Origin of the sequence: Liquorilactobacillus nagelii DSM 13675 (assembly GCF_019444005.1) — a bacterium.
Lineage (GTDB): Bacteria > Bacillota > Bacilli > Lactobacillales > Lactobacillaceae > Liquorilactobacillus > Liquorilactobacillus nagelii.
Map to the genome: position 1 here is coordinate 1732126 of NZ_CP049304.1, position 25631 is coordinate 1757756.

Consider the following 25631-nt stretch of genomic DNA (forward strand, 5'->3'; position numbering starts at 1 on the left):
ACCTCCTTTTCGTTTTTATTCGGATTTTCTAATTTTCAGTTTTAGCTTCTGTGTCTGTCATTTCTGTCGCTGGACTGTCAGCTTCAGCTTGTGCTTTCTTTTCAGCCTGTTGTTTAGCCAATTTGCTCAAAGCATCAACATTCATGACCTCATCGTCCTCGTCGTCCATATCTCGCAACTCAATCTCTTTTTTGTCAGAATCTAGAACTTTCATATCAAGTCCTAATGATTGAAGTTCCTTAACCAAAACTCTAAACGATTCAGGTACACCTGGCTTAGGAATCGGTTCACCCTTAACAATTGCTTCATAAGTCTTAACTCGACCCACTACATCATCAGATTTATAAGTTAAAATTTCTTGCAATGTATAAGCAGCACCATATGCTTCTAAAGCCCAAACTTCCATTTCACCAAAACGCTGACCACCAAATTGTGCTTTACCACCTAATGGTTGCTGTGTAACTAATGAGTATGGCCCAATTGAACGAGCATGAATCTTATCATCAACCATATGAGCTAACTTCATATAGTACATAACGCCAACTGCAATTCGATTATCAAACGGTTCTCCAGTTCGACCATCATAAAGAACTGATTTACCATCACTAGAAACGCCGGCCTCTTTTAAAGCTGACCAGATATCACTATCACGTGCACCATCAAAAACGGGTGAAGCAATATGAATCCCTAACTTGCGGCCAGCCATTCCTAAATGAAGTTCCAAAACCTGACCAATATTCATACGTGAAGGAACACCCATTGGACTCAACATGATATCAACCGGAGTCCCATCAGGCATAAATGGCATATCCTCTTCTGGAATTACAATTGAAACTGTACCTTTGTTTCCATGACGTCCGGCCATCTTATCACCAACTTGAATCTTACGCTTCTGGGCAATATAAACTCGTACCATCATATTGACACCAGGTGATAATTCATCACCAGCTTCACGTGTAAAGATTTTAACATCCTGAACAATTCCGCCGCCACCATGAGGTACGCGCAAAGAAGTATCACGAACTTCACGAGCCTTTTCACCAAAAATAGCATGCAACAAACGTTCTTCAGCTGACAATTCAGTAACTCCCTTAGGTGTTACCTTACCAACTAAGATATCTCCATCATGAACTTCAGCACCAATCCGAATAATACCGAATTCGTCTAAATCTTTCAAAGCATCTTCACCAACATTAGGGATTTCACGAGTCATCTCTTCCGGCCCTAACTTGGTATCACGAGCTTCTGATTCATGTTCTTCAATATGAATAGAAGTATACACATCTTCTTTAACTAAGCGTTCATTAATCGCAATCGCATCTTCGAAATTGTAGCCATCCCACGTCATAAAAGCAATTAATGGGTTTTGACCCAAAGCTAATTCACCATTTTCCATTGATGGGCCATCAGCTAAAACTTCGTCATTGTCGACATGATCTCCAACTTGAACAATCGGACGTTGATTGTAGTTTTTACCACCATTTGAGCGACGGAATTTCATTAATTTGTACCTATCAAGTGTACCATCATCGCGTCTTACTCGAATTTCTCGAGCATCAACATATTCAACTGTTCCATCATGTTTGCTAATCAAAGCAACCCCAGAATCATGTGCTGCTTTATATTCAATCCCTGTACCAACCAGTGGTGCATGGGGATCAATCAGTGGAACCGCCTGACGCTGCATGTTAGCACCCATCAAAGCACGGTTAGAATCATCATTTTCCAAGAAAGGAATACATGCAGTCGCAACAGCAACAACTTGTTTTGGCGAAACATCCATGTAATCAACTTTATCAACTGAAATTTCAATATTATCACTCTTACTACGAGCCATAACAACGTTATTAACAAACGAACCATCATCATTTAATGGCGAGTTAGCCTGAGCAATAACATAATTATCTTCTTCATCAGCAGTTAAATAATCAATTTTATCTGTAACTTTGTGAGTGGTCCAAGAAACACGCCGATAAGGTGTTTCAATAAAACCATATTGGTTGATTCGAGCATAAGAAGACAAACTATTAATCAAACCAATATTAGGTCCTTCAGGTGTTTCAATCGGGCACATCCGACCATAATGCGTATAGTGAACGTCACGAACTTCATACCCAGCTCGATCACGAGTCAAACCACCGGGTCCTAAGGCAGACAAACGACGTTTATGAGTCAATTCGCCTAGGGGATTAGTCTGGTCCATAAACTGGGATAATTGAGAACTACCAAAGAATTCTTTAATTGAAGCAACTACTGGTCGAATATTAATCAACTGTTGGGGAGTTACTGTGGCTGTGTCTTGAATTGACATCCGTTCGCGAACAACACGCTCCATCCGCGATAAACCAATTCTAAATTGGTTCTCCAATAATTCACCCACGCAACGAATCCGTCGATTACCTAAATGATCAATATCATCTGTATTGCCAATATCTTCTTGCAAATTAAAAAAGTAATTCATTGAAGCAATAATATCGGCCGGTAAAATATGCTTATACTTCAAGTCAATATTGCCATTGCCAATCATATTAACTATTTTTTCTGGGTCCTTCGGTGAATAAACCTTGATAATTTGTACTACCATTGGATTGGTAACCACACCTTCATCTGAAGGTTGGAAAGTATAAGTTTTAAAATCTTTTCTTGCTAAAAACGGAGCCAAGTTATCCAGGACTTGTTTATCTAAAACAGTATCCTTCTTAGCTAAGATTTCTCCAGTTTCTGGATCGGCCAACGTTTCTGCCAAAGTTAGATTGAGTAACCGATTCTTCAAATCTAACTTCTTGTTGATTTTGTAGCGTCCAACTGGCGCTAAGTCATAACGTTTCGGATCAAAGAAACGAGCAGTTAACAAACTACGGGCACTATCAGCCGTTTTAGGCTCACCTGGGCGTAGTCGTTCATAAATATCTTTCAGCGACTCCTCGACACGTGAATCTTCGCTGACCTTATGCACGTCTTTTTCAAGAGTCAAAAGTAAGCTGTCGCTGGCACCAAGCATTTTGACAATTTCATCATCAGAACTAAAACCTAACGCTCTGATTAATTCAGTTAACGGAATTTTACGCGTTCGATCGATTCTGACATATGCAATATTTTTAGCATCATTCTCATATTCTAGCCAAGCTCCTCGATTAGGAATTACTGTCGTTCCATAGGTAACTCGACCACTTTTATCCATTTCAGAATTGTAATAAACTCCAGGTGAACGAACTAATTGTGAAACGATAACTCGTTCAGCACCATTTATAATGAAAGTACCCTGTTCAGTCATTAGTGGGAAGTCGCCAAAGAAAACATCCTGAGATTTAATTTCTCCGGTTTCATGGTTTATTAAATTCAACGTAACGTGCAGTGGTGCCGAAAAATTAGCATCATGCTGTCGTGCTTCCTCGACTGTGTATTTTGGTTTCAACAATTGATAATCAACGAACTTCAAAGATAAATTGCCTGCAAAATCCTCAATCGGCATAATATCCTCGAAAACCTCTCTAAGACCGTCATTCAAAAACCATTTATATGAATTAGTTTGAATTTCGATCAAATTAGGCAGTTCCAGAACTTCTTTGATACGTGCATAACTTCTACGAGTTCGATGTTTACCGTATTTAACTATATGTCCTGCCAAGTTGTTCACCTCTCAAATTATTTCTGCAAATAGCCTTCACAAATATTACATTTTGGTTACAATTAACTATTAAACCAAATAAATCTTATTTTTAGGCAAAAAAAAACCAAAAACAGTTGACACCTAAACGGCGAAACACACTATTTTTGCTTTTCTCGGCGATAACTATGGACAATATATCACAGTCACCCGATAATTCACAGATTATACTTACTAATGATACTGAAAACTTTATCAAAAGTCAAATGGTTAACCCCAAAAAGAGCTGTGACCTTGTCATCACAACTCTATCGAAAACTAACCTATTTTTGACTAACCTTTTCTTTATCAATTAGCTTCTGATCCTCATGTACACTAATTACAATTTTGCCTTTGCTAGCTCCAATTGAAACAGAGCTCCCAACTTTAACCTGCCCAGTAATTAATAATTCACTAAGTTTGTCTTCCACTTCAGTCTGTAATGCCCGCCGGATTGGACGAGCACCATATTCAGGGTCGAACCCTTTTTTCGCAACCAAATCAATTGCTGCTGGAGTTATCTTAATTTTAACTTGCTGCTGGCGAACACGATCCAATAACTCTTTGGCCATTAACTTAACAATTGCATGCAATTCTTTTTTCTCCAACTGATGAAAAATAATTGTTTCATCAATTCGATTAAGAAATTCTGGTCGGAAAGTTTTTTTCAAGATTTCTTGAATTTTAGCTGACATTGCCTTAAATTTATCTTCCGGCTGAGTACTACCAAATCCAACTTGTTTTTCATCACGCAAAGCAGTTGCGCCTAGGTTTGAAGTCATAATAATGATTGTATTACGAAAATCAATTTTTCTACCTTTAGAATCCGTTAAATATCCATCATCAAGAACTTGAAGCAAAATATTAAAAACATCTGGATGGGCCTTTTCTACTTCGTCAAACAACACTACCGAATACGGATGCTGCCTAACTTTTTCTGTTAATTGTCCACCCTCATCATATCCTACATAACCGGGAGGAGACCCTACTAAGCGACTGGTACTATATTTTTCCATATACTCGCTCATGTCAATTCGAATCATTGAGTTCTCTGATCCAAACATCGCTTCCGCCAATGCTTTAGCTAATTCTGTTTTTCCAACACCGGTGGGACCCAAAAACATAAATGAACCAATTGGTCGTTTTGGATCTTTTAATCCACTTCGAGCACGTCGAATTGCTCGAGAAACAGCTGAAACAGCTGCTTCTTGCCCGATAACTCGTTGATGAAGAATTTTTTCCAGATCAATTAAGCGGGCAGTTTCACTTTTATTCATTTGCGTAACTGGGACACCGGTCCATTCTGAAACAACCTGAGCAATATCCTCTGCTCCAACAGAGACCGTATAAACACCCTTTGATTGTTGTTCAAGTAGTTTATCAATTGAGTCTTTAAGACGTAATTCCTTTTTTCGTATCTTCGCCGCTTCTTCAAATTTTTCTTGCGTTAGTGCTGTAACCTTTTGACCAGCTAATTGCTGGAGTTTTCCTTTCTTTTCTTCAATTGACTTAGTACTACTAGATTGATTTAATCTAACCTTAGCTGCTGCTTCATCCATCAAATCAATTGCTTTGTCAGGCAAATAACGATCTGAAATATAGCGTGAACTCAGCTTAACCGCTGCTACTAACGCTTCATCAGTGATTTTTAAATGATGATGTGCTTCATAACGTGGACGCAAGCCCTGCAAAATTTTCAAACTATCATCTGTTGTTGGTTCAGCCACCATAATTTTAGCAAAGCGACGTTCCAGTGCTGAATCGGATTCTATATATTTTTGAAATTCATCCAGTGTTGTTGCACCAACCACCTGAACTTCACCACGTGCTAAAGCAGGTTTCAAAATATTTGAAGCATCGATAGCTCCTTCAGCTCCACCAGCTCCAATTAAAGTATGCAACTCATCAATGAAAAGGATAACTTGACCATCAGCGTAAATTTCATCAAGAATCTTTTTTACTCGATCCTCAAATTCACCTCGATATTTTGTACCTGCAACTAAAGATCCCATGTCCAGAACCATTACCCTCTTATGGGCTAAACTCTCAGGTACTTGACCGCTAACGATAACTTGGGCTAATCCTTCAGCAATTGCTGTTTTACCAACACCTGGTTCACCAAGCAGTACTGGATTATTTTTGGTTCGGCGACTCAGTACTTGAATTACTCGACGAACTTCCTTTTCCCGCCCAATTACAGGATCAATCTTATTCTCAGCTGCTAATTTAGTTAAATCACGGGCGAGCGTGTTTAAAGTTGGTGTTCCATTCGCCTTAGGTCTAGCTTTATCATATTTTTTCATTTGAATTTCACTGACACCCAGCTTATGAATGATTTCTTGGTACATCCGATGGCTATCAACACTTAAACTTTGTAAAATTCTCGACGACAGTAAATCACTGTTTTGCAGTAAAGCCATCAGTAAATGCTCCGTACCAATTTTTAAGGCATTTGTTTTTTGTGCATTTTCACTTGCTTTAGCTAAAATTTCCTTTGCACGCGGTGTATATGGTAAATACCCACTAACATTCTTTAAAGTACCATATCCAGTTAGACGCTCGATTTCCTCTCGCACGTCTGTTTCAGTAACTACAAATTGTTTTAATATCTTACCGGCAATTCCATTTTTTTCGATTGTCAGTGCTAAGAGTAAATGTTCTGTCCCAATTGCTTGATGTCGAAAGTCTTTTGCTTGTTCTTGGGCGATAACTAATACTTGTCTTGCACTTGGTGTAAATAAGTTTTCCATAAAATTGCCCCCACTTTCTAATCATTTAATCATCATATTTCAAACGAGTTAAGATGCTTTTCATTATACGCGCCCGCAGCATATTCTCAAGTTCGCTATCACCAAAACTCAAAGTTTTTTTATCAATAACAGCCAATAATAAATTAGCTGTCATTTGTGATAAGACACTTGCTTGAAATAAACTTTGAATAAGTTGAAATGCATCTTTAAAATTTATACTGTCACCAACAATAGTGATTAATTCATCAAGTACATCATAATCGTCAACTAAGTTAACTTTTGCAATTCGAATATAACCACCACCCCCACGTTTACTTCTGACAATGTATCCATTTTGAATATTAAATCGGGTTTTAATTACATAATTAATTTGCGAAGGCACGCAGTTGAACAGTTGTGCCATTTCAGAACGTTTAATTTCAACTTCTTGCGATTCTGCCAAAATACTTTTTAAATATTTTTCAATGATATCAGAAATATTCTGACTTTGCATCTAATCATCCTCTGAAATTTGACTAATATTGACTATTATTATACTTGAAAAAGGAAGAATTGCAAAAGTTTTAACTGCAAAAAAAAAGCCCTCGCTTTACGAGAACTTTTGATATCGGGAAAACAGGATTTGAACCTGCGACCCCTACGTCCCGAACGTAGTGCTCTACCAAGCTGAGCTACTTCCCGAAACTCTTAATTAGTCGAAAAAGTAGAAACTACCCAGCTATATTCAAATCAAGACCTAGCTCCAAACTACTTTCCGCTTTACTGCACCCAGTAGGAGTCGAACCTACAACCTTCTGATTCGTAGTCAGACACTCTATCCAATTGCGCTATGGGTGCAAATAATGCCGAGGACCGGAATCGAACCGGTACGGTAATCACTTACCGCAGGATTTTAAGTCCTGTGCGTCTGCCAGTTCCGCCACCCCGGCATAAATAACTAAATAAAATATTTGGAACAAGCGGAAGACGGGATTCGAACCCGCGACCCCCACCATGGCAAGGTGATGTTCTACCACTGAACTACTTCCGCATAATAATGGTGCCGACTAGACGATTCGAACGCCCGACCCTCTGATTACAAATCAGATGCTCTACCAACTGAGCTAAGTCGGCAAATATGGTGCGGGTGAAGGGATTTGAACCCCCACGTTTTTCAACGCTAGAACCTAAATCTAGTGCGTCTGCCAATTCCGCCACACCCGCAAAATTGACCTATGAGTCGTGACAGGCTCGAACTGTCGACCCTCTGATTAAAAGTCAGATGCTCTACCGACTGAGCTAACGACTCAATGGAGGATACAGGGCTCGAACCTGTGACCCTCTGCTTGTAAGGCAGACGCTCTCCCAACTGAGCTAATCCTCCATCGAAGTGAGCACGGCAACTTCCTACCCTCACAGGGGGCGATCCCCCAACTACTATCGGCGTTAAGAAGCTTAACTTCTGTGTTCGGCATGGGAACAGGTGTATCCTTCTTGCTATCGCCACCGCACTCTTCTTTTGAGAAAATCTTGTTCTCTCAAAACCAGCTAATATCTTTCTCTTTTTCCCTCGAACTCCGTTCTTCTTCTTTGGTTAAGTCTTCGGTTTATTAGTACTGGTCCGCTCCATTCATCACTGAACTTCCACTTCCAGCCTATCTACCTGATCTTCTCTCAGGAACCTTATTTCTCTAAAGAATGGGAAATCTTATCTTGAGGTGAGTTTCGCACTTAGATGCTTTCAGCGTTTATCTCATCCACACTTAGCTACCCAGCTATGCTCTTGGCAGAACAACTGGTACACCAGCGGTGTGTCCATCCCGGTCCTCTCGTACTAAGGACAGCTCCTCTCAAATTTCCTACGCCCGCGACGGATAGGGACCGAACTGTCTCACGACGTTCTGAACCCAGCTCGCGTACCGCTTTAATGGGCGAACAGCCCAACCCTTGGGACCGACTACAGCCCCAGGATGCGATGAGCCGACATCGAGGTGCCAAACCTCCCCGTCGATGTGGACTCTTGGGGGAGATAAGCCTGTTATCCCCAGGGTAGCTTTTATCCGTTGAGCGATGGCCCTTCCATTCGGAACCACCGGATCACTAAGCCCGACTTTCGTCCCTGCTCGACTTGTCTGTCTCGCAGTCAAGCTCCCTTGTGCCTTTACACTCTGCGAATGATTTCCAACCATTCTGAGGGAACCTTTGGGCGCCTCCGTTACCTTTTAGGAGGCGACCGCCCCAGTCAAACTGCCCACCTGACACTGTCTCCCGCCAAGTTTATTGGCGAGGGTTAGAGTGTTCATACAACGAGGGTAGTATCCCACCAATGCCTCTGCCGAAACTAGCGTTCCGGCTTCTATGGCTCCTACCTATCCTGTACAAGTTGTACAAACACCCAATATCAAGCTACAGTAAAGCTCCATGGGGTCTTTCCGTCCTGTCGCGGGTAACCCGCATCTTCACGGGTATTATAATTTCACCGAGTCTCTCGTCGAGACAGTGCCCAGATCGTTACGCCTTTCGTGCGGGTCGGAACTTACCCGACAAGGAATTTCGCTACCTTAGGACCGTTATAGTTACGGCCGCCGTTTACTGGGGCTTCAATTCTGAGCTTCGCCGAAGCTAACCCATCCTCTTAACCTTCCAGCACCGGGCAGGCGTCAGCCCCTATACGTCATCTTACGATTTTGCAGAAACCTGTGTTTTTGATAAACAGTCGCCTGGGCCTTTTCACTGCGGCTGAGCTTACGCTCAGCACCCCTTCTCCCGAAGTTACGGGGTCATTTTGCCGAGTTCCTTAACGAGAGTTCTCTCGCTCACCTGAGGATTCTCTCCTCGACTACCTGTGTCGGTTTGCGGTACGGGCAGCTTTGATCTCACTAGAAGCTTTTCTCGGCAGTGTGACATCAGCACCTTCACTACTTAAATTTCGCTACTCATCACAACTTGTCCTTATGTCAGCAAGCATTTTACTCACTAACAGACTTGTTGCTTGAACACACCTCCAACAGTGTGCGTGCTTAGCCTCCTGCGTCCCTCCATTGCTCAAACAATCATTGCTGGTACAGGAATCTCAACCTGTTATCCATCGCCTACGCCTTGCGGCCTCAGCTTAGGTCCCGACTAACCCTGGGTGGACGAGCCTTCCCCAGGAAACCTTAGTCATTCGGTGGACAGGATTCTCACCTGTCTTGCGCTACTCATACCGGCATTCTCACTTCTAAGCGCTCCACTGGTCCTTACGATCCAGCTTCTCCGCCCTTAGAACGCTCTCCTACCACGCAACCTTACGGTTGCATCCACAATTTCGGTAATATGTTTAGCCCCGGTACATTTTCGGCGCAGGATCACTCGACTAGTGAGCTATTACGCACTCTTTAAATGGTGGCTGCTTCTGAGCCAACATCCTAGTTGTCTGTGCAATTCCACATCCTTTTCCACTTAACATATATTTAGGGACCTTAATTGGTGGTCTGGGCTGTTTCCCTTTCGACTACGGATCTTATCACTCGCAGTCTGACTCCCGAAGATAAATATATGGCATTCGGAGTTTATCTGAATTCAGTAACCCAAGACGGGCCCCTAGTTCAAACAGTGCTCTACCTCCATTATCCTAACTTCGAGGCTAGCCCTAAAGCTATTTCGGAGAGAACCAGCTATCTCCAAGTTCGTTTGGAATTTCTCCGCTACCCACATCTCATCTCAGCATTTTTCAACATACACGAGTTCGGTCCTCCAGTGCGTTTTACCACACCTTCAACCTGGACATGGGTAGGTCACCTGGTTTCGGGTCTACGTCTGCATACTAATTCGCCCTCTTCAGACTCGCTTTCGCTACGGCTCCATCATTTACGACTTAACCTTGCATACAAACGTAACTCGCCGGTTCATTCTACAAAAGGCACGCTATCACCCGTTAACGGGCTCTAACTACTTGTAGGCACATGGTTTCAGGAACTATTTCACTCCCCTTCCGGGGTGCTTTTCACCTTTCCCTCACGGTACTGGTTCACTATCGGTCACTAGGTAGTATTTAGCCTTGGGAGATGGTCCTCCCGGATTCCGACGGAATTTCACGTGTTCCGCCGTACTCAGGATCCTGAACTGAGGGAAAACGATTTTGTCTACGGGGCTCTCACCTTATTTTGCTGACCTTCCCAGATCATTCGACTATCGTTTTCTTTGTTAACTCAAATGTTCAGTCCTACAACCCTAGAAAGCAAGCTTTCTAGTTTGGGCTCTTCCCGCTTCGCTCGCCGCTACTGGGGGAATCGAGTTTTCTTTATCTTCCTGCAGGTACTTAGATGTTTCAGTTCCCTGCGTTTGCTTCTAACTAGTCTATGTATTCAACTAGCAGTAATAGCTCATTACAGCTATTGGGTTGCCCCATTCGGAAATCTCCGGATCACAGCTTACTTACAGCTCCCCGGAGCATATCGGTGTTAGTCCCGTCCTTCATCAGCTCCTAGTGCCAAGGCATCCACCATGCGCCCTTATTAACTTAACCTTGTTTTACCTGCGGTAAAACGGTTATGAGTTTGCGTCAAGAACTTCTTGTTCAAAACTCTTTTAATACGCGGTGTTCTCGGTTTAATAAAAAAGATATTATCTGGTTTTCAAAGAACAAAACTGATGGTTTTACCATCAATGGAGCCTAACGGGATCGAACCGATGACCTCCTGCGTGCAAAGCAGGCGCTCTCCCATCTGAGCTAAGGCCCCATATCAAAAGGATGGGCCTAAATGGACTTGAACCATCGACCTCACGCTTATCAGGCGTGCGCTCTAAACCAGCTGAGCTATAGGCCCATACATCCTCAAGAGAGTAGACCTCTCAAAACTAAACAAAGTTTCGTGCTTGTGCAGGTTCCGTTTCTATCCTTAGAAAGGAGGTGATCCAGCCGCAGGTTCTCCTACGGCTACCTTGTTACGACTTCACCCCAATCATCTGTCCCACCTTAGACGGCTGGCTCCTATTGGTTACCCCACCGGCTTTGGGTGTTACAAACTCTCATGGTGTGACGGGCGGTGTGTACAAGGCCCGGGAACGTATTCACCGCGGCATGCTGATCCGCGATTACTAGCGATTCCGACTTCATGCAGGCGAGTTGCAGCCTGCAATCCGAACTGAGAACGACTTTCAGAGATTAGCTTAACCTCGCGGTCTAGCGACTCGTTGTATCGTCCATTGTAGCACGTGTGTAGCCCAGGTCATAAGGGGCATGATGATTTGACGTCATCCCCACCTTCCTCCGGTTTGTCACCGGCAGTCTTGCCAGAGTGCCCAACTTAATGCTGGCAACTGACAATAAGGGTTGCGCTCGTTGCGGGACTTAACCCAACATCTCACGACACGAGCTGACGACAACCATGCACCACCTGTCATTCTGTCCCCGAAGGGAACACCTAATCTCTTAGGCTATCAGAAGATGTCAAGACCTGGTAAGGTTCTTCGCGTTGCTTCGAATTAAACCACATGCTCCACCGCTTGTGCGGGCCCCCGTCAATTCCTTTGAGTTTCAACCTTGCGGTCGTACTCCCCAGGCGGAATGCTTAATGCGTTTGCTGCGGCACTGAAGGGCGGAAACCCTCCAACACTTAGCATTCATCGTTTACAGCGTGGACTACCAGGGTATCTAATCCTGTTTGCTACCCACGCTTTCGAACCTCAGCGTCAGTTACAGACCAGAGAGCCGCTTTCGCCACTGGTGTTCTTCCATATATCTACGCATTTCACCGCTACACATGGAGTTCCACTCTCCTCTTCTGCACTCAAGTCTCCCAGTTTCCAATGCACGACTTCGGTTAAGCCGAAGGCTTTCACATCAGACTTAAAAGACCGCCTGCGTTCCCTTTACGCCCAATAAATCCGGACAACGCTTGCCACCTACGTATTACCGCGGCTGCTGGCACGTAGTTAGCCGTGGCTTTCTGGCCAGATACCGTCACTGCACGAGCAGTTACTCTCGCACACGTTCTTCTCTGACAACAGAGTTTTACGATCCGAAAACCTTCTTCACTCACGCGGCGTTGCTCCATCAGACTTTCGTCCATTGTGGAAGATTCCCTACTGCTGCCTCCCGTAGGAGTTTGGGCCGTGTCTCAGTCCCAATGTGGCCGATCAACCTCTCAGTTCGGCTACGTATCATTGCCTTGGTAAGCCATTACCTTACCAACTAGCTAATACGCCGCGGGTCCATCCCAAAGTGATAGCCGAAACCATCTTTGACACAGAAACCATGTGGTTTCTGTGGTTATGCGGTATTAGCATCTGTTTCCAAATGTTATCCCCCGCTTTGGGGCAGGTTGCCCACGTGTTACTCACCCGTTCGCCACTCAGTTGTTTAAGTCGGTGCAAGCACCAGTTAAAACAGCTTCGTTCGACTTGCATGTATTAGGCACGCCGCCAGCGTTCGTCCTGAGCCAGGATCAAACTCTCATTTTAAAGTTTGTGACTCATTTTTATTACTAGCGAATTGACTTCGCAAATTTTGTCCTTGCTTTCGCAAGGCCCTGCACATTTGCTTTATCGAAACTTTGTTCAGTTTTCAAAGGTCTACATAAATTATTAGTAACACGATATTTAATTATACTCACTTTTACTTTAAAGTCAACTAAAAGTTTTCTTAACAATCTATCGTTTATATTGTGGAAGTCAACGTAAGTCGCTTTCAACAACAATGAATATAATACCAATTAAATGGTTGCCCGTCAATAACTTTTTTCAATTTTTCTTGTCTAAAAACTAAATCACAAATATAATATCCAAATTCTCAGTTTAAAAAGCAAATTTCATCCTTCTCAACAAAAACCAACTACTGCATTTTAAGTTAAAATGCAAAAGGAACCAACCGAAAAAAATCTTGGTTAGTTCCCTTTAAATATAGTTATTTAATCAAATCTATTCCATGCATATAGGGGCGTAAAGCTTCAGGGACTGTCACCGTTCCATCTGCATTTTGATAATTCTCCAGAATTGCTGCCACAGTTCTCCCAACGGCTAGCCCAGAACCGTTCAAAGTATGAACAAAATTCAATTTCCCATTTTCATCACGATATTGAATATGTGCTCTTCGTGCTTGAAAGTCCTCACAATTAGAACAGCTAGAGATTTCACGATAAGTATTTTGCGCCGGTATCCATACCTCTAAATCATGTGTCATGGCTGCTGAAAAGCCCATGTCTCCAGTTGAAAGAGTAATTATATGGTAAGGCAATCCTAGTTTTTCAAGAATATTTCCGGCATTAACCGTCATTTTCTCAAGTTCGTCATAAGACGCTTCTGGTCGACAATACTTAACCATTTCCACCTTATTGAACTGATGCAATCGGATCAAACCACGGGTATCACGCCCAGCACTTCCAGCTTCCGAGCGAAATGAAGGTGACAACGCTGTAAAATAGACGGGTAATTTTTCGTTAGGAATAACTTCATCACGATAATAATTGGTTAACGGAACCTCAGCAGTCGGAATTAAAGTTAAGTCTTGATCTTGAATTTGGAAAACATCTTCCTTAAACTTAGGAAATTGTCCAGTTCCATACATTGATGCAGCATTAACTAAATATGGTGGCAATATTTCCGTATAACCATCCTTTTCGTGTTCATCCAACATAAAATTATAAACTGCTCGTTCTAATTTAGCACCTAGGCCAACGTAATATAAAAAACGACTACCTGAAACCTTGGCTCCTCGTTCAAAATCAAGAATTCCTAATTTTTCGCCAATCTCCCAATGAGGTTTCGGCTCAAAGTCAAATTTTTTTGGAGTACCAACTTTTTTTATTTCTACATTGCTATCTTCATCTGGTCCAATGGGAATTGAAGGATGCGGTAAGTTAGGCAAACGCGATGCTAAATCTTGAACATTACTTTGAACCATTTTTAACTCTTCATCAATTTGTTTGATTTGCTGCCCAACTTGTTTCATTTGTGAAATTTCATCAGCAGCAGTTTGCTTGTTTCTTTTCGCCTGAGCTATTTGTTCGGAAACTTCATTTTTTTGTTGACGTAAGTTCTCTGTTTTAACAACCAATTCTCGTCGTCGCTGATCAGCAGCTAATAGCTGATCAACCGTTCTCGAATCGACTCCGCGTGTTGCTAGTCGACGTTTAATTTCAGTTTCATTTTGTCGAATCATTTTAATATCTAACATTCAAAATTCCTCCAAAAAAATAGCCTTTCATCCCTAAATTGGGACGAAAGGCCGAATTCGCGGTACCACCCAAGTTCAGCATCAGTAAAAAGCTATGCTACACTCCAAAAGATAACGATTACCCGCGCAGCATTACCTGCGTTTTATTTTTATATCCGCTGGAGTTTCGGTGCTATGATTCTCACCAACCATCATATCTCTACCATACCTACTTATGGCGGACCTTTATTTATGAAATTAGGTTAGCATATCTGATTACTTCGGTCAACCTATCAAAGATCTTTTTTTAAATCCGGTTTTGATAAATCCACTTGTTCAAGTGGAATAAGCTTAGTATGATATCGTAATTTATAATAAAAAAAGAGAATTAAAAATAATGGTACGCTCATATAACTAATACTGATCGCCTGCCAATTCAGATCTGCAAATGACTTCAAATCTTGACCAATTATTACCAGAACACAGAGTACGAAAGACAATAATGGTCCAAGCGGAAAAAGCTTTGCACGGTATTTTAAATTCTTCAATGATTTTCCCTGTTTTTTTAAAGCTCGACGGAAACGATAATGTGAAATCGCAATTCCAAGCCAAGCAATAAAGCCCGTTAATCCGCTAGCACTAACTAAAAACGTATAAATTTGTGTCCCAAAAATGCTCATCAGGAATGTAAATAACCCAACTGTAGTCGTACCTATCAAAGCTGCAAATGGAATTCCACGTTGATTCAATTTGCTGAAAATCCTAGGTGCATCTCCATGACGAGAAAGTGAATATAACATTCTGGTTGATGCATACATTCCAGAGTTAGCTGCTGACAAAACTGAAGTTAAAATTACTGCATTCATCACACTAGCTGCCGAAGCTAACCCCGCACGTCGGAAAACCAAGGTAAACGGACTAATAGTAATATCCTGCGCGCCTGATCCCAATAAATTCGGACTTGTATAAGGAATTAAACAAGCAATGATAAAAATCGATAAAATATAAAATAATAAGATTCGCCAAAACACTTGCTTAATAGCTTTGGGAACACTCTTTTCTGGAGTTGCTGACTCACCCGCAGTAATTCCAATCAATTCCGTTCCTTGAAAAGAAAAACCGGCAACAACAAAAACACTTAAAATTGTTGGAATTCCTCCGACAAAAGGAGCTTTTTTATAAGCAAAGTTTTCTAAACCAACTGCATGGCCTCCCATAATTCCCAAAATTGTTAATAATCCAATAACCAAGAAAATAATCACTGTCACAACTTTAATTAAAGCCAACCAATATTCCGTTTCGCCAAATGAAAGGACTGAAAAACCATTAATCAAGAAAATAATAACCAATGCAATTGAACTAAAAATCCAAGTCGGCACTCCTGGTAACCAGAATTTCATTACCAATGAAATCGTGCTGACATCTACTGCTAATGTGATTGCCCAATTGAACCAATAATTCCACCCCATTGCAAATCCTAACGCTGGATCAACAAAACGCCCAGAATAAACCGCAAATGAACCAGTTACTGGCAAATAAGTTGCCATCTCACCCAAACTAGTCATCAAAAAGTAAACCATGATGCCAATTCCAATATAGGCTAATAAAGCCCCACCAGGTCCTGCTGTTGAAATTGCTGACCCACTAGCAACAAATAAACCTGTTCCAATACTGCCTCCCAAAGCAATCATTGATAAATGACGCGTTTTCAAAGCTCTCCGGACATGTCCCATTCCTTTTTCCATCAAAATCCTCCTCAAAGTTCAGAGGTCAAGCACAAAATTACAGCAAAAAAGCCCTGCTGCCAAACATTACCAGCAAGACCTTCACTAAATTAATCAAGTCATACTCGATAGCGCTCCGCAAAATAAATTGCGACAGTCTCTGATTTTTTCAACCAGAGCCCAGCTTGATTTAATTCAGGTTAAATCAAGCTTCGGCGGAATCTCCTTTTATTGCTGATTAGCAATGCCTGTCATCTTTCAGCAACTACTCTTATCATCCGCGACCTCTTCGATATAAATATTTAAGTTTAATTATACCACAGTTTAATGCAACTGATCATCCAAAATTTGTTTACCAAGTTCCTGATTAAAACTGTAATCAACTGGAATATCCACAATAACTGGCCCTTTAGTTGCAAAAGCCTGATCTAAGACTTTCCCCAAATCGGTGGCTTGCCCTACACGATATCCGGTTGCTCCAAAGCTTTCAGCATATTTGACAAAATCGACTGGTCCAAACTTCACTCCCGCTGGACTGCCATACTTTAGTTCTTCTTGGAATTTAACCATATCATAATTACCATCGTTCCAGATAATATGCACAATATTTAAGTTCAACCGCACGGCCGTTTCCAAATCCTGTGCTGAAAACAAGAAGCCACCATCTCCTGATACCGAAACTATTTGGGTATTTGGGCGGACTAAAGCAGCTGCAATTGCCCAAGGTAAAGCAACTCCCAAAGTTTGCATCCCATTACTAAATAGTAAATGTCTAGGAGCATAGCTTCTAAAATGCCGCGCCATCCAGATGTAAAAGCTGCCCACATCTACAGTGACTGTCATTTCATCGGTAATCCGTTGTTGTAATTCTTGGATAATACTTAACGGATGATTTAAAACTTGGTCTTTTTTAATTGCCGGTGCAGCATCTCTTTCTTCAAATTTTTCATGCATCTGGTCCAAATACTCTTTTGATCCCTCAGGAATCTGGTACCCCTTCATATATGGCAATAAGAAGTCTAATGTTTGGGCAATATCACCAATTAATTCCCGCTCTGGTTGGAAATTTTTATCAATTTCTGCTCGCATGCTGTCAATAACGACAATGTTTGCTTTACCATCAGCATTCCAATTTCGAGGTTCGTATTCGATCGGATCATAGCCGATTGCCACTACTAAATCACTTTTTTTCAATAACAAATCACCCGGTTGATTGCGGAACAAACCAACTCGACCAAAGAAATCATCTTCCATTTCACGCGGAATGATTCCTGCTCCTTGGAAAGTTTCAACCACTGGCAAATGAGTTTCTGCAATCAAGTTCCGAATAGCTTTAGTAGTTTCCGGCGAGGATGCTCGCATCCCTAAAAGTAAAACTGGCAACTGTGCCGCTTTAATTCGTTGTGCCAACAAAGTTGACTCAATTGGGCTAGCAGGTCCCAATTTGGGAGCTGCTAACGGTTTAATAACTTTAGTATGAACTTGAGCATCGGTCACATCTTGCGGAACTGAAACAAAACCGGCTCCTTGTTTACCAGCCTCCGCTTCTTGATAAGCATTCGCAATTACTTCGGAAATATTTTCCGGGTCTTGAACCTCTGCGCTGAACTTGGTGATTGGAGCAAATAATGATGAATTTGCCATACTTTGATGAGTCTGCCGCAGCAAATCAGTTCGTTGAACCTGACCAGAAATTGCCAATACTGGGTCACCCTCAGCAGTAGCAGTTACCAAGCCGGTAGCTAAATTACTGGCGCCCGGTCCGGATGTCGTTAGAGCAACTCCTGGTTTACCGGTTATCCGCCCAATTCCAGCTGCCATAAAAGCTGCATTTTGTTCATGTCTAGTTAATATTAATTTAGGTGACTTAGAATTAGTTGGGTGATCCAAACGCTCAAAAACTCGATCAACTTTAGCTCCCGGAATTCCGAAAACATATTTGACATCATGATTAATCAAGCTATCAACAATTGCATCGGCCCCATAATACTTTTTTTCGTCTTTCATCAGTTGCTCTTACCTCCAGCATGCTTGTAGAATAGTTTTTTCTGAAAGCAGTTACTACTGCTTTACTATCATCTTATCATCTTTTATTATTGTGAAAAAACTAATTTAAATATTATTTAATCAAATCCAATTTCACTGGTTAATTTTAAACGCTATTTTTTTAATTTTGGTAAAATCAAACTACTGTCAATCTTAGAATCGTTCCAATCGACTAACGGAATGTCCTCTTTGCCAAAAGTATCGACAATGATTTGATAAACCGTTTTCGTGCTCAAATACTGACACCAAAGCTGATCTGCTTGATGGAAAGCTTGATTAATCACATGGGTTGCTTCTTGTGACAAGGGACGAAAATCACGAAAAACTAAATCAATGAAACCTAAATCAGGATATGTTTTAATTTCACCTTCCGTTGCTTGCACGATTTCCAGCAAGGTAATCTCCTTGGGATCTTTAGCCAATGAAAAGCCTCCACTATTCCCTGAAGCAGAAGTTATTAATCCAGCAACAACTAACTTTCTTAATAATTTTTGCAAATAAGTTTGTGAGCCATTCACCCGGTCGTGGATTACCTGTGATGAAATTGGAATTTGTCGATTCTGCGTTGCTAACAAAGCTATAATACATGCTGCTTGTTCAAACCCCTTAGTTAATTGCATATACTCATCCCCCTTAAAAAACTTCAGTTACGTTTTTTTGATAATAAATCACTGGCTGCAATTTTAATTCTGTCCCTAAAGGTGCTTTAAAGGCAGACTGCATTACAAATTGATTTTTTTCTAAAACTCGCTGTGAAGCAATATTATCTATTGAAACTACTGCTCCGATTTCCTTGACTTTCTTCTGAGTTGCCCAAACCGCCACCCCTTGCAAAGCTTCTGTCATATAACCAAGATTCCAATAATCTTGGTTTAAAGCATAACCTAATAATCTTTTACGCAGATCTGGTTCGCCCAATGCATTGCTGGTAGTAAATAAACAAATATTACCAATAACTCTTTGAGAACTAATTAATTCTAATACCCAGGTTTCTGGAACAGCTAAATCTTTCATAAACCTTTTTGCCTGTTCAAACGTTTGACAGCAATCAAAACCAGCTGCAGCAGCCACTGTTGGCTGTGAAGCATAATCAAATAAATCTTCCAAATCAGCTGAACTTACTTGCCGTAACTTAAGCCGATTTGTTTTGATTATATCCTCCATAAGCTTACCTGCTCCCATTAATTTTTAGTTAGGATGCTTCTTTTCCTGAAAAGTATATTTTGCTTTAGCCGTTGCTTGAGGTTGCAACATAGCATAAATAATAAATACATCACCAACTATGAAAATAAATTTAGCAAAAATCAACCAGGCTGACCATTCACAATCGTGTAATCTTCTCACCTGTGCTGTAGTAATTGTTATATAAATAAATGCTAGCCAGCCACTCAAAAGCAAACGATAAAGTGAATCCGTCAACGATGGATCAAACATTTGCGTCAAGCTCAGTATCACACCAATAATGATTCCAGCAGCCACAGACATCAAGTTCAAACCTAAAAATCCCCACCAATAGTCAGCCCGACCTATTCGTTTCGAAATTGAGAAAAGATCATGAATCATTAATTTTGTCGAAACAATTAGTCCTGGGTGAATCGATTCATTTTTGGGCAAAGCTACAGTTTGTTCGGAACTCTTTGTTATTTTTGGTTCTATTACTGTTTGAGTTGTAGGTTCAGTTTTTTCGGGTTTAGACTGTTCATAATAAAAAAATGCTTGATCAGCTCCACAATGTGAACAATAATTTGCGTTTACCGGAATCAACTGGTCACACTTTTTACAATGCTTACTTTCGACTTCAGTTGGATTTTCTTGTTTTATTCCACAATGCGGACAATTTTGAGTTTGTTCGGTTACTTTTCGACCGCATCTTTGACAGTATTTCATTAGTTAACTCAATCCCTTCCTTGATTGAAGCAGACGCAATCAAAGTTTTGGTCTCTAGTTATTCAACTTTCAACATAACTCTGATAATCAAGTTTATTATACAATATTTTAAATGCAAAACATTTAACTTGAGATATTTTTACTGTTAATTGAATTAATAATTTACTAAGTGACCAGTGGCTGTTTAATTTTAAGCAAAGTTTTCTTAAATCTTAGTAGTTGTTGGTGGTTGCAAATGATTAATTTTGTTAAAATATCACTATATAAGGAGTCCTGTACCATGACAACATCATCGAATGAGCTTTCAGAAACCACCAAAAAATTACAACCAAATAGACGACAACGTCGACCAATAAGAAAACATCATCGACTAAAATTAGCTTTTTTTATTTTTTGTATCATGTTTGTTTCAGCCAGTGGCGTCTTCTTTTACAAATTCACAAAACTTTATCAGCAGGCCCGCCAAACTGCTACCAAGGTTTACAGTTCTGCTCATATTAGCAAGGTTCGCGACACCCAGCAATTATTACAGCAAGGTAAACCGATTTCGATTCTGTTAATGGGTACAGATACAGGAGCCTTAGGGCGTAATTTTAAAGGACGTACTGATACTTTGATTGTGCTTGTTCTTAATCCCCAAAAACAGAAAATGACATTAGTTAGTCTACCACGCGATGCCTTAGTAGCTATTTACGGATTCGAAAACAGTTATCCTAGTAAGCTAAATTCGGCTTATGACTATGGTGGCTCTGGTACTGCTGTTAAAACCGTTCAAAAGTATCTGAATATTCCAATCGATTTTTATGCCACTATTAACATGGGTGGTTTAGAAAACTTGGTCAATGCTGTTAATGGAGTTACCATTACCCCAACTTTAACCTTTAGTTATGGTGGATATTCCTTTAAAAAAAATATCAAACAAGATTTAAACGGAAAACAAGCATTAGCTTATGTCCGGATGCGCCATTCAGATCCTTTAGGCGATTACGGCCGACAACTACGACAACGTCAAGTTTTAACTGCTATTTCGCATAAGGGTAGCAACTTAAAAAGTTTAATGTCCTCAACCTTTTTTAATGAGATTGGAAATGAACTACGAACTGATCTTACTTTTAAGGATCTAGAACTATTAGCTTTTAAGTACCGGCATACTAGTCGAAATCTAGTTTCTGACCACGCTCAAGGCACTCAAGATGTTATTGACGGAGTTTCTTTTGAAGCTGTTTCTGAAAACGAAAAGCAACGAGTTACCAATGAGTTACGGAAGGCACTGCAGTTAGAATCAGCAACTACTGGCAACACCTTGAGTAGTTCAAATCAAATAAATATCAATTCAAGCAATGATCAATAAATCACAAAATAAGTTGGATCTCGTAGTAAAAAAGAGATCCAACTTATTTTTAACGAAAAAAATAAAGCAATATATTGACTTTAGTACTGGAAGTAGTATATTGTTCATTAGGAACCAGTAAGCGTTTTCAATAAAGGAGGACTTTAAATGATTAGTGAAAAAAAATACAATGAATGGACTGAAGCCAAACCTCACGTCTATAAAATAAACTTTAGTCAAAGCATTTTACCACCACAAATTGAAGATTTTCCTGAATTAGATCAATTAGGAAATTTTACTCACTCTGCGCATAAAGTTTGGTTGGCTGAAACAACTATCCCTGAAATTGAAACATTTAGTCACTGCTTTGTTGCGTTAATGAAAAAACACCATGTTCCAACAGAAAATTATACTATTACTTTAGCTTCAGTTAATGCCATTTAGGCCTGCGAAAACTCTAATCAGCTGACAATAGCTTATTAAAAAATATTAAGCTATTACCAGCTGATTTATTTTTTTATGGTTCGTTTCGTTTGAAAATATGTCTGAGCTATCAACTCCGCAATAAAAAAGCCCATGGCTATAGACCCAGCAATCATTGTCACTTGAACTAAATAATAAATAGCCTGCAAATCATTTCCAAAAGCAAAATTACGAACTGCATTATAGGCTTGTCCCCCTGGAACCAAAGGAACCATACTTGGAATATTAAATAGAATCATCGGCATTTTTAATTTTCGGGCCATCACCATTGAACCTAGACCGATAACCAAAGCGGCAACTACATTTGCTAACATCGTTCCGGAGTTGAGAGTCTTTAAAGCCAAATAAGTTAACCATCCAAAAACACCTACCCAGCCACAAGCGTTCAAAGCGCGATGAGGAATGTTGACAATAATTCCAAAACCTAATGTTGCCAAATAACAGCAAACAATCTGTATTAACAAAAATTCCATTTCATTGCTGCCCCCCATTACATGAACCGAAAAACAAAAGCAATTCCCATTCCAATTGCACAAGCACTCAACAAAGACTCTAATGCTCGTGACATCCCACTTAACAAATGACCTGCGAAAACGTCACGGACTGCGTTTGTAATTGGAACTCCTGGTACTAACGGCATAACCCCACCAACTGTAATCATATTGACTTGTTCTCCTACATTAACCCGTACACATATTACTGCGATAATTCCTATTAAAAATGATGCTAAAAATTCACTAACAAAGCGAACTTTCAAATGATTATTAATAAAATAATAACAACTATAGCCTAGTCCGCCCGCCAAGGCAGTCGCTATCAAATCCTGCCAATGGCCACCATACATTAGCATTAATGTGCAGCTCACCCCAACAGCTGCTAAAAGCTGCAACCAAAAAGAGAAAAAAGGGGTTGAGATGTTTAACTTGATTAAATTATTATGAAGTTCATTTAAAGAAATTTTTCCAGCCTGAAAAGCACGCGAATTTTGATTAACCAGGGATACTTTTTCCAGATCAATCGTTCGTTTCAAAATTGGTTCTACTTGTGAAGCTTTTCTTTCTGGAATTGACATTAAAATTCCTGTTGTTGTTTCAAAGATTTTAGGCTGTTCAATTCCTGCATTACGAGCAATACGGGTTAAAGTATCATCAACACGCGCCATATCTGCGCCATTTTCAATCATAATTTTTCCAGCTAATAAAATCGTTTCGATAATCAAATCATCCAATTTCATTTTAATATCCCCTCAAAAGCCATTCTTCTTGAGGCAAATTATCTTATAAAATTTTTCAAATTGCAATTGATAATTAATCACTTCGAATTAAATAGCATGAATTTAATTAACACACATATAATTGTCGCAAAAATTACCAAAATCGACATCATTGAAAATAGCCATTCATAGGAGGCTTTTTCAATGATAATTCCACCTAAAAGTGGGCCAAATGCATGTCCTAGAGAGGCTGCTATACTAACGCTTCCTTGGTATTTCCCCCTTTCAGCAATTGAACTCAGCTGGGCTGCCAGTGAAGAAACGGTTGGAAAAGTAATCACTTCACCAATCGTTACCCAAACCATTGAAAAAACAAAATGCCAATAATCTTTAGCAAAAATCAATGAAATAAACGCTAAAATAAATAAAATAAATCCCAACAAAACCTTATAAAACTGATCAATATGATAATGTTCCTCTAAAAAACTTAAAAAAGGTTGTAAAATAACAATTAAAATTCCATTCAACGTCCACAAGTAGCTATATTTGGTTAAGGAAATTCCCAAGCTTTGCATATAAATCGATAGATTACTCTGCCACTGTGAGTAACCTAACTGAATCGCTAAATATGTCAATAATAAGCCCATAATTAACCAGACATGTCGGTGGCTAGTCTTTTCTAGGTGAACATGTTTGCTTGGAACGTTTTTTTCACTAGCAGAGTTATTCAAGGGGACATGATAGTAAGTCCTTGCAATCAGCCAGAAAAAAATAAACATGATAAAAGTAATTACAAAAATCAAGCGAATGTCATATTTTACTACAATTCCCACTAACATTGTTCCGAGGACTACACCAATATTAGCCATAAAGTAGAGCATATTAAAAACATAGCGTGAATCTTTTTCAGTTATCAGTGTCGCCATCGAATTCACAATTGTATTGGCAATTGCTCCACCAAAAGCATTAATAATCAACAAACACGGATAAGCCGGCCATCCATTAAAAAAAATTAGTAAGAGTAATGAAATTACTGACAAGCCAATCGCAATTTGCAACCAAAAATTTACCTGCAAATGATCAAAAATATACCCACCAATATAACTGCCGCCAATCATAACCAGTGATTCAACTAGTAAAACGACCCCGGCCAGCGACAAACTTTGATGCAGATAATCATGCATATACACGGTAGTCAAGGGCCACATAAAACTGGTTCCTGTACTAGCCAGCAAACTCCCCAACAATAGCCACTTCAGTTTTAACCGTTTCATTGAAAACCTCCAAAAAAAAGAAGCAGGATGAGCGTTCATCCTGCTTCAAATCAAATTAAAACTTAAGCTGTCAGTAACAGCTTAATTTAAAATTAGTCTTTAACGACGTTAACAGCTTGTGGTCCACGATCGCTTTGTTCAACGTCAAAAGTTACATGCTGACCTTCATCTAAAGTCTTGAAGCCGTCGCCCTGGATAGCTGAGAAATGAACGAATACATCGCTACCATCTTCGCGAGTAATAAAACCAAAACCTTTGTCAGCGTTAAACCATTTAACTGTACCTTGTTCCATAATAAAATCCTCCTTGTGCCGTTTGGGCACTTATTAATAATAAATTGTAATTCTTGATCGGCACAAATGGGGAAAGTTATTTGAAACAATCTAACCACGGTAACCCATACAAAAATACAATTAGAGTATATCATATATTTTTTTAAAAAGATAGTTTAAGTCACAACTATTTGACAAAAATATAATGAGCCGCTTTAAAACTAACATTTATTTCCTGCTTAGTTTTATGCAATCTGATTTTGACTGGGCCTTCAAACGGTGTATGTTCAATAATCGTTAATTCTTCCCCAATTTTTAATTTTAAATCGTCCAAGTAGGTTAATAAATCATGATTATCAATAAACCTTTCAACTACAACACTTTGTCCATCAGCAATATCCGCTAAAACAGTATGGCTGTCTTCTTCATAACGACCGTCAGCACTTGGAATCACCCCGCCATGTGGACAATGCGTTGGATAATCCAAAAAGCGATCTAGATGATCCATTAAACGATCACTAGTCGTATGTTCTAAAATTTCAGCATCATCATGAACATCAGCTAATTTATACTTTAGTTTTCCAAACAAAAAGACTTCCCACAGCCGATGACGCCGAACTAGTTGTTCTGCCAATTCGATTCCCTCATCAGTTAATGAAATACCTGCATAGGGAGTGTGCGAGGCTAGACCCTCTTTAACTAGTTTGCTAACCATTTCAGTAACTGATCCGGCAGCCACATTCAGACTCAATGCAATCTGTTTATTTGAAATTTTATTTTTTGTGCCACCCAATTCAAAAATTATTTTTAAGTAATCTTCTTTCATCGGAGTCATCGATTAATCACCCCAGCTTTACCTGTTATCTATATTAGTCAGCATTAAAAACGCTTCA

Annotated in this window: 16 protein-coding genes, 10 tRNA genes, 3 rRNA genes and 1 riboswitch; of the genes, 2 read left to right on the forward strand and 27 right to left on the reverse strand. The window is 40.1% G+C overall.

The window, feature by feature from the left end:
* Positions 1–28: 28 nt before the first annotated feature.
* The 22 genes from rpoB to G6O73_RS08965 form a co-directional block, all read right to left on the reverse strand.
* The gene (gene rpoB / locus G6O73_RS08860) at positions 29–3637 is read right to left on the reverse strand and encodes a DNA-directed RNA polymerase subunit beta (protein WP_157056706.1); all 3609 of its coding nucleotides are present in this window, start codon (positions 3635–3637) and stop codon (positions 29–31) included.
* Between the two features lie 293 nt (positions 3638–3930).
* Complete coding sequence (locus G6O73_RS08865) at positions 3931–6396, reverse strand: ATP-dependent Clp protease ATP-binding subunit (RefSeq protein ID WP_057886460.1); 2466 nt, start codon at positions 6394–6396, stop codon at positions 3931–3933.
* 25 nt (positions 6397–6421) lie between these two features.
* Positions 6422–6889, reverse strand: a complete 468-nt coding sequence (locus G6O73_RS08870; protein WP_057886459.1) for a CtsR family transcriptional regulator — start codon at positions 6887–6889, stop codon at positions 6422–6424.
* A 114-nt stretch (positions 6890–7003) separates the two neighbouring features.
* Positions 7004–7077, reverse strand: a tRNA-Pro gene (locus tag G6O73_RS08875).
* An 82-nt stretch (positions 7078–7159) separates the two neighbouring features.
* Positions 7160–7233: transfer RNA gene (locus G6O73_RS08880), tRNA-Arg, on the reverse strand.
* Positions 7234–7239: 6 nt separating this feature from the next.
* Positions 7240–7325, reverse strand: a tRNA-Leu gene (locus tag G6O73_RS08885).
* Positions 7326–7354: 29 nt separating this feature from the next.
* Positions 7355–7426, reverse strand: a tRNA-Gly gene (locus G6O73_RS08890).
* 7 nt (positions 7427–7433) lie between these two features.
* Positions 7434–7509, reverse strand: a tRNA-Thr gene (locus G6O73_RS08895).
* 5 nt (positions 7510–7514) lie between these two features.
* Positions 7515–7599, reverse strand: a tRNA-Leu gene (locus tag G6O73_RS08900).
* Between the two features lie 12 nt (positions 7600–7611).
* A tRNA-Lys gene (locus G6O73_RS08905) sits at positions 7612–7684 on the reverse strand.
* A gap of 2 nt (positions 7685–7686) precedes the next feature.
* A tRNA-Val gene (locus G6O73_RS08910) sits at positions 7687–7759 on the reverse strand.
* Positions 7760–7769: 10 nt separating this feature from the next.
* Positions 7770–7886 (reverse strand): 5S ribosomal RNA (gene rrf / locus G6O73_RS08915).
* Positions 7887–7965: 79 nt separating this feature from the next.
* Positions 7966–10882, reverse strand: a 23S ribosomal RNA gene (locus G6O73_RS08920).
* Between the two features lie 141 nt (positions 10883–11023).
* Positions 11024–11096 (reverse strand) — tRNA-Ala (locus G6O73_RS08925).
* A gap of 12 nt (positions 11097–11108) precedes the next feature.
* Positions 11109–11183 (reverse strand) — tRNA-Ile (locus G6O73_RS08930).
* Between the two features lie 76 nt (positions 11184–11259).
* Positions 11260–12819, reverse strand: a 16S ribosomal RNA gene (locus G6O73_RS08935).
* The 16S, 23S and 5S rRNA genes sit together here with 10 tRNA genes alongside, the layout of an rRNA operon.
* Positions 12820–13261: 442 nt before the next feature.
* A complete protein-coding gene (gene serS / locus G6O73_RS08940) occupies positions 13262–14530 on the reverse strand; it encodes a serine--tRNA ligase (RefSeq protein ID WP_057886660.1) in 1269 nt (422 codons plus the stop codon).
* Between the two features lie 272 nt (positions 14531–14802).
* A complete protein-coding gene (locus G6O73_RS08945; RefSeq protein ID WP_057886659.1) occupies positions 14803–16254 on the reverse strand; it encodes an amino acid permease in 1452 nt (483 codons plus the stop codon).
* A 99-nt stretch (positions 16255–16353) separates the two neighbouring features.
* A riboswitch (Lysine riboswitch) is annotated at positions 16354–16531 on the reverse strand.
* Between the two features lie 26 nt (positions 16532–16557).
* Entirely contained in the window at positions 16558–18240 is a 1683-nt protein-coding gene (alsS, locus tag G6O73_RS08950; RefSeq protein WP_057886658.1) for an acetolactate synthase AlsS, read from the reverse strand.
* Positions 18241–18392: 152 nt separating this feature from the next.
* Positions 18393–18899 carry an RrF2 family transcriptional regulator gene (locus G6O73_RS08955; RefSeq protein WP_057886657.1) on the reverse strand — a complete coding sequence of 169 codons (507 nt, stop codon included), beginning with the start codon at positions 18897–18899 and terminating at the stop codon, positions 18393–18395.
* A gap of 13 nt (positions 18900–18912) precedes the next feature.
* Complete coding sequence (locus G6O73_RS08960) at positions 18913–19443, reverse strand: GNAT family N-acetyltransferase (protein WP_057886656.1); 531 nt, start codon at positions 19441–19443, stop codon at positions 18913–18915.
* 24 nt (positions 19444–19467) lie between these two features.
* Positions 19468–20166: a zinc-ribbon domain-containing protein gene (locus G6O73_RS08965; RefSeq protein ID WP_057886655.1), complete on the reverse strand. Its 699-nt coding sequence runs from the start codon at positions 20164–20166 to the stop codon at positions 19468–19470.
* A 280-nt stretch (positions 20167–20446) separates the two neighbouring features.
* On the opposite strand from G6O73_RS08965, the gene G6O73_RS08970 reads away from it, so the two are divergent.
* Positions 20447–21517, forward strand: a complete 1071-nt coding sequence (locus tag G6O73_RS08970; protein ID WP_057886654.1) for an LCP family glycopolymer transferase — start codon at positions 20447–20449, stop codon at positions 21515–21517.
* Positions 21518–21664: 147 nt separating this feature from the next.
* Entirely contained in the window at positions 21665–21940 is a 276-nt protein-coding gene (locus G6O73_RS08975) for a hypothetical protein (protein ID WP_057886653.1), read from the forward strand.
* 65 nt (positions 21941–22005) lie between these two features.
* Here the strand turns inward: G6O73_RS08975 and G6O73_RS08980 are convergent, their stop codons facing one another.
* The 5 genes from G6O73_RS08980 to G6O73_RS09000 form a co-directional block, all read right to left on the reverse strand.
* The gene (locus G6O73_RS08980; protein ID WP_083478556.1) at positions 22006–22452 is read right to left on the reverse strand and encodes a threonine/serine exporter family protein; all 447 of its coding nucleotides are present in this window, start codon (positions 22450–22452) and stop codon (positions 22006–22008) included.
* Positions 22453–22469: 17 nt separating this feature from the next.
* The gene (locus G6O73_RS08985; RefSeq protein ID WP_057886651.1) at positions 22470–23213 is read right to left on the reverse strand and encodes a threonine/serine exporter family protein; all 744 of its coding nucleotides are present in this window, start codon (positions 23211–23213) and stop codon (positions 22470–22472) included.
* Positions 23214–23290: 77 nt separating this feature from the next.
* Entirely contained in the window at positions 23291–24466 is a 1176-nt protein-coding gene (locus G6O73_RS08990) for an MFS transporter (RefSeq protein WP_057886650.1), read from the reverse strand.
* 92 nt (positions 24467–24558) lie between these two features.
* Positions 24559–24759, reverse strand: coding sequence for a cold-shock protein (locus G6O73_RS08995; protein WP_010581203.1), 201 nt, complete (start codon positions 24757–24759; stop codon positions 24559–24561).
* Positions 24760–24925: 166 nt separating this feature from the next.
* Positions 24926–25573, reverse strand: a complete 648-nt coding sequence (locus tag G6O73_RS09000; protein WP_057886649.1) for a metal-dependent transcriptional regulator — start codon at positions 25571–25573, stop codon at positions 24926–24928.
* Positions 25574–25631 lie beyond the last annotated feature (58 nt).

Bases quoted from the DNA above. Each gene is read 5' to 3' on its own strand.
- G6O73_RS08865 (WP_057886460.1), bottom strand. From the start codon at position 6,396: ATGGAAAACTTATTTACACCAAGTGCAAGACAAGTATTAGTTATCGCC.
- G6O73_RS08870 (WP_057886459.1), bottom strand. From the start codon at position 6,889: ATGCAAAGTCAGAATATTTCTGATATCATTGAAAAATATTTAAAAAGT.
- serS (WP_057886660.1), bottom strand. From the start codon at position 14,530: ATGTTAGATATTAAAATGATTCGACAAAATGAAACTGAAATTAAACGT.
- G6O73_RS08945 (WP_057886659.1), bottom strand. From the start codon at position 16,254: ATGGAAAAAGGAATGGGACATGTCCGGAGAGCTTTGAAAACGCGTCAT.
- alsS (WP_057886658.1), bottom strand. From the start codon at position 18,240: ATGAAAGACGAAAAAAAGTATTATGGGGCCGATGCAATTGTTGATAGC.
- G6O73_RS08955 (WP_057886657.1), bottom strand. From the start codon at position 18,899: ATGCAATTAACTAAGGGGTTTGAACAAGCAGCATGTATTATAGCTTTG.
- G6O73_RS08960 (WP_057886656.1), bottom strand. From the start codon at position 19,443: ATGGAGGATATAATCAAAACAAATCGGCTTAAGTTACGGCAAGTAAGT.
- G6O73_RS08965 (WP_057886655.1), bottom strand. From the start codon at position 20,166: ATGAAATACTGTCAAAGATGCGGTCGAAAAGTAACCGAACAAACTCAA.
- G6O73_RS08970 (WP_057886654.1), top strand. From the start codon at position 20,447: ATGACAACATCATCGAATGAGCTTTCAGAAACCACCAAAAAATTACAA.
- G6O73_RS08975 (WP_057886653.1), top strand. From the start codon at position 21,665: ATGATTAGTGAAAAAAAATACAATGAATGGACTGAAGCCAAACCTCAC.
- G6O73_RS08980 (WP_083478556.1), bottom strand. From the start codon at position 22,452: ATGGAATTTTTGTTAATACAGATTGTTTGCTGTTATTTGGCAACATTA.
- G6O73_RS08985 (WP_057886651.1), bottom strand. From the start codon at position 23,213: ATGAAATTGGATGATTTGATTATCGAAACGATTTTATTAGCTGGAAAA.
- G6O73_RS08990 (WP_057886650.1), bottom strand. From the start codon at position 24,466: ATGAAACGGTTAAAACTGAAGTGGCTATTGTTGGGGAGTTTGCTGGCT.
- G6O73_RS08995 (WP_010581203.1), bottom strand. From the start codon at position 24,759: ATGGAACAAGGTACAGTTAAATGGTTTAACGCTGACAAAGGTTTTGGT.
- G6O73_RS09000 (WP_057886649.1), bottom strand. From the start codon at position 25,573: ATGACTCCGATGAAAGAAGATTACTTAAAAATAATTTTTGAATTGGGT.